Annotated in this window: 8 protein-coding genes; 3 read left to right on the top strand and 5 right to left on the bottom strand. The window is 49.9% G+C overall.

All coding sequences use genetic code 11. The features are described from left to right. Positions 1 to 70: 70 nt before the first annotated feature. The 5 genes from K2P83_RS07830 to K2P83_RS07810 form a co-directional block, all read right to left on the bottom strand. Complete coding sequence (locus K2P83_RS07830) at positions 71 to 1,201, bottom strand: LamG domain-containing protein (RefSeq protein WP_292927955.1); 1,131 nt, start codon at positions 1,199 to 1,201, stop codon at positions 71 to 73. Between the two features lie 63 nt (positions 1,202 to 1,264). After that, positions 1,265 to 1,702 carry a hypothetical protein gene (locus K2P83_RS07825; protein WP_292927953.1) on the bottom strand — a complete coding sequence of 146 codons (438 nt, stop codon included), beginning with the start codon at positions 1,700 to 1,702 and terminating at the stop codon, positions 1,265 to 1,267. A gap of 748 nt (positions 1,703 to 2,450) precedes the next feature. Next, positions 2,451 to 3,614 (bottom strand): glycoside hydrolase, encoded by a 1,164-nt coding sequence (locus K2P83_RS07820; RefSeq protein WP_292927951.1) that lies wholly within the window; start codon positions 3,612 to 3,614, stop codon positions 2,451 to 2,453. A 793-nt stretch (positions 3,615 to 4,407) separates the two neighbouring features. Continuing rightward, positions 4,408 to 5,007, bottom strand: coding sequence for an alpha-ribazole phosphatase family protein (gene cobC, locus K2P83_RS07815; RefSeq protein WP_292927949.1), 600 nt, complete (start codon positions 5,005 to 5,007; stop codon positions 4,408 to 4,410). A 138-nt stretch (positions 5,008 to 5,145) separates the two neighbouring features. Next, positions 5,146 to 5,979: a TRAP transporter TatT component family protein gene (locus K2P83_RS07810; protein WP_292927947.1), complete on the bottom strand. Its 834-nt coding sequence runs from the start codon at positions 5,977 to 5,979 to the stop codon at positions 5,146 to 5,148. A 382-nt stretch (positions 5,980 to 6,361) separates the two neighbouring features. Here K2P83_RS07810 and mfd point away from each other — a divergent pair, with 382 nt between their 5' ends. The 3 genes from mfd (at position 6,362) to K2P83_RS07795 (ending at position 14,875) form a co-directional block, all read left to right on the top strand. Beyond that, positions 6,362 to 9,823 (top strand): transcription-repair coupling factor, encoded by a 3,462-nt coding sequence (gene mfd / locus K2P83_RS07805; RefSeq protein WP_292927945.1) that lies wholly within the window; start codon positions 6,362 to 6,364, stop codon positions 9,821 to 9,823. 35 nt (positions 9,824 to 9,858) lie between these two features. Then, the gene (locus K2P83_RS07800) at positions 9,859 to 10,092 is read left to right on the top strand and encodes a ribbon-helix-helix protein, CopG family (protein WP_292927943.1); all 234 of its coding nucleotides are present in this window, start codon (positions 9,859 to 9,861) and stop codon (positions 10,090 to 10,092) included. 355 nt (positions 10,093 to 10,447) lie between these two features. After that, a complete protein-coding gene (locus tag K2P83_RS07795; protein ID WP_292927941.1) occupies positions 10,448 to 14,875 on the top strand; it encodes a DEAD/DEAH box helicase family protein in 4,428 nt (1,475 codons plus the stop codon). Positions 14,876 to 15,208: the final 333 nt, after the last annotated feature.

The raw sequence follows: 15,208 nt of genomic DNA, 5'->3' as shown, positions 1-15,208 counted from the left end.
CAGAAAAGCGCGCCTAAGAAAGCACTCAGAAGTAGTAATCGTTTAAACATGATGGTTTTTCCCCGGTGAATTAGCGGTACTGGTTGTTCAAGATTTTGGAGCTGTGCACTGCACCATCATTGGCACTGTATGTAATTTTGGCGCTAAACCGTGCGTTGTTAGGACAGCCTGAGAAATTGATGGTCACCGCACTGCTGGCTTGACCATGCGCTGGGACATCACCGATGTTTAACGGGAATGCCACTGGACTGGTAATCGCAGGGGTACAGGCTGCGCCATAGGTTTGAGTCAACTTTAAGGCGTCAATTTGTGCATTTTCTGCACCACAGAACCCCTTGTTTGCAAGCGTTATCGCCCACAATCGTGCATCCTGACTACCTGACTTACTGGTAACAAGTATCGATAAGACAGGAAGCACCCCTACGCAGGAAGGTGGACTCTCGTTAAACAAAGCAGTAATTTCATTTTTTGCCAGGGCGCGATCATAAAGTCTAAAATCATCGAGTTTGCCACTCCAGAAAATCCGCTTAAATCCATCAGGGGAATTACTGTATCCAATCAACAGGGGGCGATTATTGACAATGGGAACGGCTTCATCAAAAGTTCCTCTCAGTACGCCATCAATCCACAGCTCGATATGGCTGCCGTTTGTATTAGCCACCAGGTGGTGCCATTTGTTATCACGGAAATCTCTCTTGTAATCAATCCCTCTACAGCATTCTGTTTTGGCAAACTGAAGTGTTTCGGCATAGAGAGAAACCCAATAATTGCTGAAGAAATCCGTTTTATCAATGATATTTTGACCATAGCCTTGACCAAAATAACCCGTCCCATCATTTAAAAACCATGCACTCACAGCACTCGACGGCCATTCCGGAAGCTTAAGAGACGTTCCTAGGCTAATACAGTCGTCATTGAATGCATAGGCCCTATCAGGATTACCAAAGCGATCTGTGGTTGGTGTCGGTGTGCCACAGTAAGGAGGCACTGTTCCGTTGTAGCCATTCCCACTTTCATCCAGCATATTGCCATTAAATGGATAGTAGGCCACTAATCCATCCTTTAGATCCGCTTTTACTGGTGCTGAAAATATGGCGATTACAATTAATGCCGAGATAAAGATGAATATCGATTGAGTAATCCAATTCTGCGAATAGCATAGGATGCTGTATTTTGTATGATTTTGTATTTTGGCCCGCATGATCCGTCTCCTGTGACTGAACTAATATCGTGTTTGTCGAATTGTTAACCCCATCGAGTAGTTTTAAATCACCTGTACTGGAAAATTCACCTCATACAACTCACCTTGCACGCTGAAATGTACAGTCAAAATCCAATGCCCGGATGCCCCAAGCGGTACTATTCCTGCATATTCGCCGGCTGTGCCTATCGGCGTTAAGACTACTTCGATCGATTGTGCCGATTGGGTAGTTTGCTTAGCTTTTTTTTCAGCATTACTATCCGGAGCAATACCCACTTCCAAATGAGTATCGATAATCACAGGCTGACTGTGTGCATCTGTAAGCTGTAGATTGAATTCATTTTCACCTACTCGCACAGTATCCTTAAACGCCAGACGAACATGATGGCCGTTAACGATCATTTCGTTGCCGTTATCCGCTCGTATGTGACTAGAAAATACAAATAAAAACATTAAACTCACTAACCCTCTGACCAGGAATTTAGATATTTGGGTGTTCATATTAATGGGCTCCCCAGAAAAGTTATCGTTCTACAATGATATGAAGTTGCTTGAATGCATTCAGACGCATGTTCCTTACAACTAACAATGGAAATAGCTTAAGCTTTGTAATCAATTGATTAGTTTATATATAAATACAATTTATATATAAACATAACATTTTTAATATAAATGCATGCGGATATACTATTTTGATCTAGATCAAATGAGAGTGACTTTTATGAACAAATTTCCATAAGAAATAAGTTGAGACCTTAGTATTCGGATATAGCGATGAAGTGGATACGAAGGGTGTCAACATCTGTAAGGCAAATCCAAAATTGCACCGGATCAGATTGTTTGAGTGTTCAAAAGCATAACAACGCGGAAATTGTTTAAGAGGAAGCTGGGTTTAAAACAAGATCTGCGAGGCGACGAGTTTTGGATGGATGGCTATTAGGAAAATGCTGATTAATTAACTGCACGAGCGAATCACTTCGTTGCGCGGTACTCACTCCCTCGCCTATCATATTGATATGTCTCGGTTGTTGCGTTCCGTGCGCCTCGTGCTTCATCTCGTTCGCCGAATTAATCAGTGTTTCCTTAGGTTGCAACTGTGGAAAAAAGAGCGGATTAGTGTTTGGTTGTGCGGTATATAAAGAATCAAGTAAACCAAAAGAAGATCTGCATTAGTTTACGCTTTACTAACGCCCCGTGGTCTTAGCACGGGGCCGTTCGTTGTTTAAACTTCAATTAGTGCAATTAAAAACTAGTTGATGCAGGTAGTATAGTTTTCGGGGCAGGCCGTACGCAGTCCGCCGGATGGACTGATTTTTTGTTGTTGCCAATTCAACATTTCCAGCACTTTCTTATAATAAGCAAGGTCTCGTACCCAGAAAATGTAGTTAACTTTCAGATTATCCTGTGCAAAATTGAGCAGCTCCGAGACGGTTGGCTGATGACCTTTCTCATCCCACCGCGTATCCCGATAATTCGCTGGCTCCACTTTAACTATCAGGGGCATCAGACCAGAATTTTTAGGATAGTATTTATAGAGGCCTGGAGGAGAGTATTGACTTCCTGGATAGTTTAATCCCGGATCTTGAATGAAAACATCCGGACAACCCAGTGCCGATCCCATTCCTTTGAGATCGTCTACTAATGTTGTCAAAAACGGACGCGGGGAGTTTGCGAGCTGGAATGTCATCGTGTTGGGGAAAGATGCACGCATCTTTTTGTTTAATACAAGCAGGTTGCTGTAGAAACCATCTATCTTAGTGTCGGTTAGCGGTTTTAGAGGGTACCCCATAGAGGTTTCTGTGAAGCCGATACCTTCAAAGTATTCGTGGGAATTAAAGCGCTTTCCCAATGCACTAATTAGTGCAGCCAGACGATCGCGCACTTTGGGATTCCACAGCTTGATGTTGTTCCCTGTAATCGTGGCGCTGCCATCGCTACTAAAAGCGAATACTCCTCCCTCGTATGTTGCCGCTGTCAAGTAGTCTGGCACTAAGTCTGTGTCAGTACCCCATGATTTTAATTCTAATAGAATTATAAGCCGTTTATTTCGCGCGGTAAGCTCAGAAAGTCTCTTCTCAATGGATGTGAAATCATATACACCAAAGGATTTTTCTAGCTCTGCCCAACTATAACGCACTTGCATTCCGCGCAGAGCTGGCGTAGCCTTCATTTCGCTATATACTTGCTGCAGATAATCCGGTTTATTTTTACCCGAACTCATAATCGCATAGTAATGGCCTGGATGCCATTTGATTGATCCGGGTGTCCCGGCGACGACGGCATGCGCTGTTCCGAAGGAAATCCAAATCATGCTTATGAGGAATAATATTGCGACTAGTATGCTATGCATTTGTCTCACTACCATGGAGAAACTGGTGCTATTCTTGGGTTCCGTGTGGGAAATAATTCTCATGCAAAATGCTCCTTTAAATATTGAAGATAACTCCTTCAATTTCAGTTAAGAGTGGTCCTTAGCTGTTCAGAGTGAATCCATTCTCGTTAGAAAAAAGACACTTCTACTTCTTGGTATTACCTACTTCGAGAATTCCAAACTCGAAAAAACGGTGAAGATTTTCGTTTTTCGACAGTTAATTTAGAGCTTCTAATACCAGCTTAATTTGAGAAGAAATTGAAATAGGTGTGAAAAAATACCACATAAAAGTAAATAAGTGTGAAAAAATTCCACATAGAAGTAAAGAAAGGAACGAATATTCTTAGTAAGGAAGCATAAAAAGATATTGCTTATCCTCTGGAGATATTTTTAACTAAATGATAATTATATGTTAAATATAATTCTAAATTAGAAGCTACTTATGGATATACTATTTTGATCTACAACAAATGGAGATGACTGCTATGAAAAATTTTCTAAAGAAATAAGTTGAGACATTAGTATTTGGATACAGCAATGAAATTGATATCGTGCTTACAAGCCGTAGAAGAAAAGCAATTTACCTCTACCGCACTTTCAAAATCGCTAAGTGGAGAAGTAGGTGCGATGGTGATATGACGGTATGTCTTTGAGAGCAGCTCGCTACGATTGCTTAAGTCCGACAGACTCCTAGTGACTGAAGTTGTCATCGGATTGAGATTTGTGGCAAGAAAAATAACAATCTAACAAACCTCCCCAAAGCGAAATGCGTTAATGGCGAATTAATTGCCATTGAAATTACCGTTGCGAGCTTTCAAGTTACTCATTGAAACTATCAATCAGACAATTTCCCATTCAGCAATTCCAGCACGCCACCGGTTTCTGCATGGCGAATCCGCGTGATTCCGCCATTGCTGATTTTGATTCGATACAGACCGGACGGAGAGGCATGCACTGTTTTTGCAATAACCGCACGCATCACACCGGCATGTGCAACGATTAGCACATGGTTTCCGCGATAGCGTTCTAAGGTCTCTTCATAAGCTAAACCAACGCGTTGGATAAAATCGTCGAGCGGCTCCGCATCATGCGGGCGTTGATTAACTGGATCTTTCAGGAAAGCATGATATTCATCGGTTTGGTCAATTTTGACTTCATCATGACTTAACCCTTCCCATGCGCCAAACCCGACTTCCTTAAAACGCGGCTCAACAATGACATTGATTCCATGACGCTCCCCCAATTCATGCGCAAACCTCTGGCAGCGTTGTAGCGGGGAGGTGATGATTTGCTGCCATGCGGCATATTCGCCAACGGCGTTCCACATTTGCGACCAGCCCTTTTCGGTGAGGGGATCATCAATGTTGTGCCCGCGATAACGGCGCCCGCCGGCTGGCTCGCCGTGGCGGATTAAATCAATAACAGTTTCTGTCATACCATTTCAGCCGGGTAATTTTGATGCGGTAGTTTATCGGATGGCGTTGATTTCTTACTATGCTCGAACTGACGGTTATTCAAGACTCCCTTAACAAGCAGAAAGCTTCATTCCGGGAACTTGAGTGACTATTGGTATTTAGTAATTTCCCAATTTAATATCTGAGCTGCTGGTTTTCTTGACAACACCCAGCGCGATATCGACATATTCAGCGAATTCCAGCGCATCTTCTTCGTCAATCGGTGTCGCCAGAACAAAATCCGCATGCCTGCGTGCTTCTGCTTTCCTGCCTTCGTCATACAGTACCTCAGCATAAAAAGCGCGCGTGATGACGTCTCTGGGAAACAGTTCGTGTGCTCGCTTCAAGTGCGCAAGGGCTTTCTGGTTACTGCCAAAACTAATGGGGAATCCCGGGAGTTTGTGATACATACGGCCCAGTGCCCTGTGCGCACCGGCATTTTCGTATTGTTCATCCAGAGCGACTACTTTCAATAGCATTTTTTCCATCGGCCGGAGCATTCTGAATGCATTCACGATACCGCTATCTTCTGCCATTTTTCCCATTGCAACGGCCTTCCAAAAAAGACCTCTTGCATCATTTGGGTTCAAAGCAATCGACCGGTCGGCTACAGCTATGCACCGTTCAAATAGTTGAACACGGCGCTCTTTATCCATTTCGAGTTGTGCAATCATAAACTTCAGGCGAGAGAGCTCGGCGATAGCGGCTGATTCCTGAGAATTCCGCGACAGATCGCGAAACCAATCGATTGTTTCCACAAGCAGCGGCGTATCAATGGCATATCGCCAGACAGCGAGTTCAATTTTCTGTTTATTCTCTTCAGTCAATAAAGTTGGAGAAATGCTTTGCGAAAAAACCGGTGCGGTCAAGCAAGCAACCGCAATTACCGTGACTACGAACAAGGCAATTCTTCTCTCCAATTTTTGCATGTTTGATTCTATGAAAGCGCGCATATTTAATCCGTTAAATCAGCTGTTTTCTCGATTAAGCGTTATATATTCTACGATAAATATCAGTCTTTTTAAGACACTGTGCTAAGGATAGTCTTATTTGATTCAGATTCAAACCATGAATAAAGCGAAAATTTGCGCTTTAATAGAAAATCTGCCGCCTGAAAACGCTAAAGGAACTCTGGATAACTGTCATTTCGAGCGTAGCGAGAAATCTATGGTATTGATTGCCAAAGAGTCCTCACTTTGTTCGGAATGACATATGAGGACTGTTCAGAGTTCCCCTCATGCAGAACAGAAGATGACTTAAAACTGGCCTATAATATGCGGTTTTTATTCAAGATCAGTCTTTTCATGGCATTGCACTACTGTGACACCGCTTAAAATGAAACAGCACACCCTACCCACACCCGGCACCCTGTTACGCTTCGCTGATTTCGATGGTTCGAGCGACGCGCTGTTTCTCGCGCAACTCGCCCAGCAGGCGAAACCTATCACGATCATTACTGCCAATGCACTGGATGCGCAAAGATTATTGGAAGAAATTCCCTACTTTGCACCGGAATTAAGAGCGCATCTACTCCCGGACTGGGAAACACTGCCTTACGATACCTTTTCACCGCACCATGATCTCGTTTCGGAACGGCTCGCGACACTGTATCAAGTAATGAATGGCGCCTGTGATGTGCTGATTGCGCCCTTGACGACAGCGCTGTATCGCATGCTGCCGCGTGAATATCTTGCCGCGCATACTTTTTTTCTGAAACAAGGTGAGGTGCTGGATCTGGCCGGGTTGCGCAGTCAACTGACTTTTGCGGGTTACTCGCACGTCACACAAGTTTTTTCGCCAGGCGAATACAGTGTACGCGGCGGCTTGATTGATTTGTTTCCGATGGGCAGCCCGCTGCCGTATCGCATCGATTTACTGGATAACGAAATCGACACCATTCGCACGTTCGATGTCGACACCCAACGCAGCATTTATCCGGTCAACGAAATCCGCCTACTCCCTGCGCGAGAATTTCCGTTGGATGAGGCCGGGCGCACCAGCTTCCGCGGTAATTTTCGCGAGAAATTCGAGGGCGATCCATCCAAAAAACAAATCTATAAAGATATCAGCAAAGGTCTGACACCAGCCGGTATCGAGTATTACTTGCCGCTGTTTTTTGAACAGACGGCAACGTTATTTGATTACTTGCCGGAAAATACGCTGCTTTGCCTGCACCAGGATGTCCGTCCGATCATCGACGAATTCTGGCGCGACACCCAATCGCGCTATCAATTGTTGCGCGGTGATAGCGACCGTCCGCTATTGCCGCCGCAGGAATTATTTTTATCCAGCGATAGCTTCTTCGGCAAATTAAAACCGTATGCGCGCATTGAGATTCTATCCAATGGACAAGATCTCAAGCTGGCGGCTAAAAAATCTACTGCTCCGCTGCCCTCTGTTCAAGTCAACCGCCACGCGGAAAATCCGCTGGAAAAACTCGCTGCGTTTGTCGCCCATTTCACGCAAACTGGTGGACGCATCTTGCTGCTGGCGGAAAGTATGGGGCGGCGCGAACTCATTGCGGAATACCTGAATCAGTATGGCTTGCATCCGGACAGTTGTCAGGATTACGCGCAATTTCTGAGCAGTTCTCAGCCCTTCATGCTCAGTGTTGCACCGCTGCACACCGGTTTTATCCTGGAATCAGCGCAACGTGCGTTTATCACCGAAAGTGAGCTGTATTCGACCCATGTCTATGGGCGGCGTGAACGCGAAGCGCGCAAGACTACCTCGACCGATAATATTCTGCGTGACCTGTCGGAAATCAAACCGGGCGATCCGGTGGTGCATGAGCAGCATGGCATTGGCCGCTATCTGGGGCTGGTCAGTATGGATGTGGGGGAAGGCGAACCGGGCGAGCTGAGTGAATTTTTGTCGCTGGAATACGCGGGCGGCGACAAGCTCTACGTGCCGGTTTCACAACTGTATTTGATCGGCCGTTACAGCGGCGCTGCCCCGGAATCCGCACCGCTGCACAAGCTGGGCAGCGGTCAATGGGATAAAGCCAAGCGCAAAGCCATGCAGCAAGTGCGCGACACGGCGGCGGAGCTACTGAATCTGTATGCCCAGCGCGCAGCGCGCGAAGGCCATACTTTTACGCTTAGGCCGCATGATTACGATGCTTTTGCCGAGGGATTCGGTTTTGAGGAAACTGCTGATCAAGCGGCGGCGATCAAAGCGGTGATTGCAGATTTAACCTCAGGGAAACCGATGGATCGCCTCATTTGCGGCGATGTCGGATTCGGCAAGACTGAAGTGGCACTGCGCGCCGCTTTTGTTGCCGTTGCCGACGGTAAACAGGTTGCTGTCCTGGTTCCGACCACGCTATTGGCTGAGCAACATTTCCAGAATTTCTCCGACCGCTTTAGCCTGATTGCCGACCAATGGCCGGTCAAAATTGCTGAACTGTCGCGCTTCCGCTCCGCCAAAGAACAAACGCTGGCGCTAGCGGGTCTGGCCAAAGGCGAGATTGACATTATTATCGGCACGCACAAACTGATTCAGAAAGACGTTCACTTCAAGAATCTGGGCTTGGTCATTATTGACGAAGAGCATCGTTTTGGCGTGCGGCAGAAGGAAGAATTAAAAAAACTACGCGCAGAAGTCGATGTGCTGACACTCACCGCCACGCCGATTCCACGCACATTGGCGATGTCGCTGGAAGGGCTACGCGATTTCTCCATCATTGCCACCGCGCCACAGCGCCTCCTTGCCATTCGCACCTTTGTCAGCAGTCTCTCGATGGGTATTATTCGCGAGGCTTGTCTGCGCGAACTGAAGCGTGGCGGGCAAATCTATTTTCTGCACAATGAAGTCAGCACCATTCAGTTGATGTATGAAAAACTATCCGGTTTGCTACCCGAGGCACGCATCAATATTGCCCACGGGCAAATGCGCGAACGCGATTTGGAACATGTCATGCGGGATTTTTACCAGCAACGCTTCAACATCCTGTTATGCACCACCATCATTGAAACCGGCATCGACATTCCCAGCGCCAATACCATCCTCATCAATAATGCGCACAATTTCGGCCTGGCACAATTGCATCAGCTACGCGGCCGGGTGGGCCGCTCGCATCATCAGGCTTATGCGTATTTGCTGACACCACCTGAAGAAGCGCTCGGCGCGCAAGCCAAAAAGCGCCTGGAAGCAATTCAAGCGATGGAAGAACTCGGTTCCGGGTTTTACCTTGCCATGCACGATCTGGAAATTCGCGGTGCTGGTGCGGTACTGAGCGAATCACAAAGCGGAGAAATGCAGGAAATTGGTTTCAGTCTGTACAGCTCCATGCTGGATTCTGCCATCCAATCCTTAAAACAAGGCAAAGAGCCCGATATGCAGCACCCATTGGGCGTTGCCACAGAAATCAATCTACACGTGCCGACTTTATTGCCGGAAGATTATTGCCATGACATTCACGAACGCTTGGTGCTGTATAAACGCATGGCCAATTGCTGCGACGACGAACAGCTCGACGACATGCAACGCGAATTGGTCGACCGCTTTGGCTTGCTACCCAACCCAACCCGGGCATTGCTCGACTGCCACCGTTTGCGCATCGCCGCCAAACCACTCGGTATCACACGCATCGATGCCAGCGCCGACAGCATCCAAGTGCAATTCATCCCCAACCCGCCGATCGACCCGCTAAAAATCATCCAATTGATCCAAAGCAGCCGCGAATATTCTTTATCTGGCCCGGATCGACTGAAAATTCAGGTAAAGATTGAGGATGTGAATAAGCGGGTGATGCGGATTAAGGAATTGATTCAGAAGTTGAACACTAATAACTGAAGTATCTCTTTTTCTACTACTCTATGAGAACTGAAATGCGTCAAATATCGGCAAGACTACCGGATGAACTGGTCACCGCGCTGGATGAGGCGGCAGCAAAATTGCATCGGACGCGTGCCGATGTGATCAGACAGGCTGTTGAATATTATCTTGAAGATTTTGAAGATACTTCTCGCGCCGTGGAAGTCTTGCACGATCCAGCAGACCCAATCCTGGATTGGAAAACTGCAAAGCATAATCTCCTATCATATGACGGGCGAAGTGTATGATGAGCAATTGATCGTACTGGTCGCTCGCCGCAATCTTCACCAAGAGAATTACCGGCAAATCTGATCATAACGAATCACATGGTAAGTACTTTCTTAAGTAACTCCAAGGTTCTTGATTTAAAATCCGCGGTATTTTTTCTATAGATTGCCGTACCCTATCGACTTGTGGATCTAACAAAGTCAGTAATATTGAAAGCTAAATTGATGCATTATATTACGTTATTCTTGAAGTCTAATTTTAGGCGGCACGATGCCAGCAACGAAAACGATCAGCACCAATGACTGCTGCTTGCGATCCAAAATGAATACGGTAACACTCCAGTTAGCATGCGGCGAGTCCGTGTAGCCACTCCCAATGGCAAAGAACAACCGGGACAATTTCTCACCTAAAACAAAGCTCCAGATCGCAAAGCGCGCTGGCTGGCGTTGCTCTAATCCGTCGTGCCGCCAGGAGACGATCGGTTCCAACTCGGACGGCGACGGCGAAATCAATATTGGCACGGCTTCGCACATTTGCGCCGCTGCACCTGGCGGCCCCCGCTACGATCCGAATCAAACACCTGCGCAGCGCAGCTCGCCGGACAATGGCATCTGGATGTGCCGGAACCACGGCACAGCCGTAGACGCCAAGGACTCGATGTTCACCGTCGAACTGCTCCACGAGTGGAAGGCGCAGGCGCAAAAGGATTCGTGGCAGCGCGTTGTCCATAATGATGCGCGCCAAGGCCTAGCGGTCAAAGCACCCACCGAAGGCGAGTTAAGCGCGCGCCTTCGCGCAGCCACTGCGGCCGATCTTGAGGTTTTCCGCCGTCTAGACAAATGGCCGTCCACTCACATTCCTCTGACTCTCGAAGTGGACGGCTTGGGCGATTCCGTGAGCACGTCAGCGCTGGCGGCCGTGCTCACCACGCTCGATGATCTGATCCTTGTCGCTCCGCCCGGAATGGGCAAGACCACGACGCTGTTCCAAATTGCAGAAGCGATCTTGGCTAACGGAAATGGATCACCAATCGTCGTCCAGCTCAACGATTGGTCCACGGACGGCGTGGCGCTTCTCGAATCCGTTTTGAAGCGCCCTGCGTTTCGGGGAATCTCGGAAGACGACTTGCGCACCGTGGCGGCGAAGCCTGGCGTAATCCTGCTGCTCGACGGCTGGAACGAGCTCGATGCTGCGTCGCGTAAACGTTTAGCGGTTCAAGTCGCACGCCTCCAAGCAGAGTCGCCGGAACTCAGCTTGCTGATCTCAACGCGCAAGCAGGCGCTCGATGTACCGGTCGATGGCACGCGCATCAATCTCCTCCCACTCAGTCAAACGCAACAGTTTGATATCGCCAAGGCCCTGCGTGGTGACGCGGGCGTGCGCATGCTCGATCAGGCTTGGCGAACGACTGGTGTGCGAGAGCTTGTCACGATTCCGCTCTACTTGAGGGCGCTGCTGACTCTTCCCGAGGACGCGCCTTTTCCGACTACGAAGGAAGAAGTCCTGCGCCGTTTCGTTGCGATGCATGAAGAAGACGCGCGGCGCGCTGAAACACTCGCGGAAGTAACGCACAGTTTACATCAGCGATTCCTCGAAGACCTCGCGGCGATTGCCACCCGCGCAGCTAACACGACGGTCCCAGAGGCTGTCGCCCGTAAATCCATCTCGGAAACGGAGGGCGCGCTCGTGGCGGAAGGGCAGATCACGGAAAAGCCTCAGCCCAACACGGTGCTGGAGTCGCTGGTCAGCCACCACATGCTCCTGCGCATCGGCGATCCCGCAGGCTATTCGTTTCAGCACCAGCAATTTCAGGAATGGTATGCGTCGTACTTCGTCGAGCGCCTGATGATGGCGAGTATCGGCGATCCTGCCTCCCACAATAAGCTGAAGGCGGATGTTCTGAATCAACCGACATGGGAAGAATCCATTCTCTTCGCGTGTGAGCGGCTGGCACGCGGAGACATAAGACAGCAGGAAGCCTGCGGTGCGGCCATTCTTGCCGCGTACGAGGTCGACCCGATTCTCGCCGCCGAGATGATCTTCCGTTCGACTGAGGCCATTTGGGCACGTGTTAGCTCGACCATTCAAGGGCTTATTAGGCGGTGGCATACCCCTGGGAAAGTCGATCGTGCTCTAGGCTTCATGATTTCCTCAGGCCGCCCAGAATTTTTCAATCAAGTCTGGCCGCTCATCACGCACGAGAACAACCAAGTGAATCTCTCTGCACTCCGAGCTGGCAGGCAATTCAGGCCATCCCTCCTGGGAAGTGATGCGGCCAAGCGTATTGCCGCATTATCGCCGGATGTTCGGAAAAGCGTCCTGGCCGAGATCGCATCAAACAGCGGCATGGATGGCCTCGACCTCGCGGCCGCCATTACGAAAGATGATCCCGACCCCGAGGTGAAGGCGACGGTGATTGATGCGCTTGCGTTTCGCCGCGCGGACCGCCATGTCGCTGAGGTGCTGCGCGGCGCGGACGAAATGACTTTCGACTTGGTGGCCCGCAGAGGCCTCGTCGACGAAGCGACGGACGAACACGTCAAGAAAGGAATTGAGGCGGCGCACGAACGTCGGCGGAAGCAAGGCGCTTCGGCTTACGATCGGCTACGTGCGATCATCCATGCGCGAGGAGACGAAGACTTGAGCGTCGAGCTGACCGCGATCGTCGCCGAAATGGAGATCGATAAAAAGCGGGATGCGGAAGTCCAGCTCCTCTATGCGGCGCAGACTCGCTACTCACGCGCTATCGCCGATGGTCTCCTGCAGCGTGCGCGCGCGGACCGCACGTTGTTCTACGGCGCAGATGATCTTCTAGCCTCTGCGGGTTTTAGTCTGGAGGACGACACGCTTCTTGAGGCCGCACTTTCTGAGACTAGCCGCCACGATGATCGCGCTGAAGCTGCCGCGTCAGTGCTAGGACCCCAAGCTGTTGGCCGCATGATCGAAGTTATTCTCGAAGTGAAGAAGCATCTTCGCGACCCGAACGGCAAATACGACGAAGCCGCAGGTGACCGCTATCATTCTTTGCTAGACCGCATCGGGCATACGCCGGGCGCAAGTCTGGTAGCCGCTGTCCGTGAGAGCTCCGCAAAGGCGGGGAACGAAGAAATGGCGGAGTTGGCGGAGCTGATCTCTCGCCACCCGGACGACAAGAACGATCGCGGCAGGCCTTTCGACGCCGATTCAGTCTCCACAATCAGCGCCATTGCGGAAGACTGGGGCAACCGGATGCTCGCCTCAGGCGATGCGACGCGTTCGCAATTGGCTTCGATAGCAAGGGTCGCTAGCCGCGTCCCATCGGTGGGCTTGCTGCGATTGCTCAAGCGGTTGCTGGATGAAGATCTGCGCCGCTACCGCGCCTTCAGGGAAGAAGCAAAGGCGACAGGCTGGCGTCAAGGAAGAGCGACGAACGAAGCCGGGACTCTACACACACACGAGTATCAGCGCGCGTTTCTCGCAATCAACGCAGAGGAGACCGCTAGGTTGATGCGTGAATATCTGCACGACGAGCATTTTGGGCAACTCGCCGCTCTCGTATTGGCCACGCAATGGACCGCCGCGAATGAACCCAGCGATGGGGAACGCTTTCGGAGAGGATTAGATTTCTCGCGTGTTGAGGAGAAGCGTGATGTACGCGCCAGAGATCCTGCCGTAACGTCGGCGGAGGCCGACGCCATTTTTAACTCGATTGAGCCGTTGATTGCCGATGGAGCGACAGAGGAGCAGAAGAAGCACGCCGTTGCCCTCGGCGTCGTCGCCGCGCGACTGCCGCACGGCCAACGCGACGCCACGATTCAAAAGCTCATTTCACTGGCCCCGCGCGGTGCGCGCGCCGCCCTCCTTCAAAACCTCATCCTCTCGGGCGAAAGCATCGACATCGAGCTGGTCAAGAACGGCCTCGCGGAGGTATTCAAGGCGGCTAAGGCGCAGAACTGGATTTTGTCGGAGAACGGCTATGAGTTGAAGGAATGGCTGCGCCTGCTGCCTTTCGCCAACCCTCCTGCCGAAGCGTTCGCTGTCGTACGCGGTTTGCCAGACGATCAACGCAGGGTGGACCGCTTGGAAGAAATGATCGCCGGTTTCGGAACGGCGCCTGGCGACGCCGCCGAAAACGTCCTGTTTCAGCTCGCGGAAGCCGATCCGAAACTCTACGCGAGCCACGCCTGGCGCGACGCCGCCATACGCCGAGGCACGCTGTCAGCCGCGCGGCGATTTGTGGATTTGGCAGCGAACGGTGCGTTCGCTGCCAATGGAACGGATCGCTGGCATATGGCGCGCCAACTCGGTGGTTTGCTAGGTGAACATCCCGAGCTGCGTGCGCACGTCTATCAGATCCTAAGAGTCGGCGCTACGAAGCCCGGTCTCGCGTTGCTTGCGCAAGCCGTCGCTGAAAACCCCGATGTGGATGGTTTGCTGCTGCTCGTCAAGATCGAGATCGAGAAAAATCTCTCTTTCATCTCGCGGCGCACGATCGAGAACGTCGTGACTGAACACGTTCCTTCCGAGAGCTGGAAAGGCGCATACAACATCGTTCCCGTTCCCGCCGGTAAATTGCGACGGGAACTGCTCGCTATGACGATGGTCAACAGCCCCACGGACGCCGCCTCGCGTTGCTTGAATCAGATCGATGAGATCAGGGACGAATATGGCACGCCGGATTCCGAACCGCGCCATCCTGATCTGGCATCGGGCAAGCGATGGCCGGTCATGATGCCTACCCAGGATGTGAGTGAAAGGAATCAAGGGGCCAGGTCTAAAACCAAGAATAATTGTTCTTGCGGCATTAGTGGCCGCGATAATTGAGAAATGCCCGATTCTTCAAAAAACATTCCGCTCAGTTATCTTAATCCAAACGATAACCTTAATCATTTATGCATAATTTCCCACACTGATATGTACCGCATGAGGAGACATCATGAGAACTACAGTAGATTTACCCGATTACAGTAGTGTCCGGCAATTTAACCAGGATGATTGTATAAGCGATTGATCTGTAGAATCAAATAGTATGTTTTTGGGTGTCACCGATTTGGAAGTGAATTTTTTGCGAAACTGGAAGTTTCTCTACGTGGTTTCTCATTATGAATTCAGACAAATTGGTATTCGCACAACTCATGGAGCATTTACCCCTTCACA

The organism is Nitrosomonas sp., from assembly GCF_019752415.1.
Classification (GTDB): Bacteria; Pseudomonadota; Gammaproteobacteria; order Burkholderiales; family Nitrosomonadaceae; genus Nitrosomonas.
The sequence above is the reverse complement of the archived record's forward strand: the minus strand, read 5'-3'. Positions and strand labels throughout refer to the sequence as shown.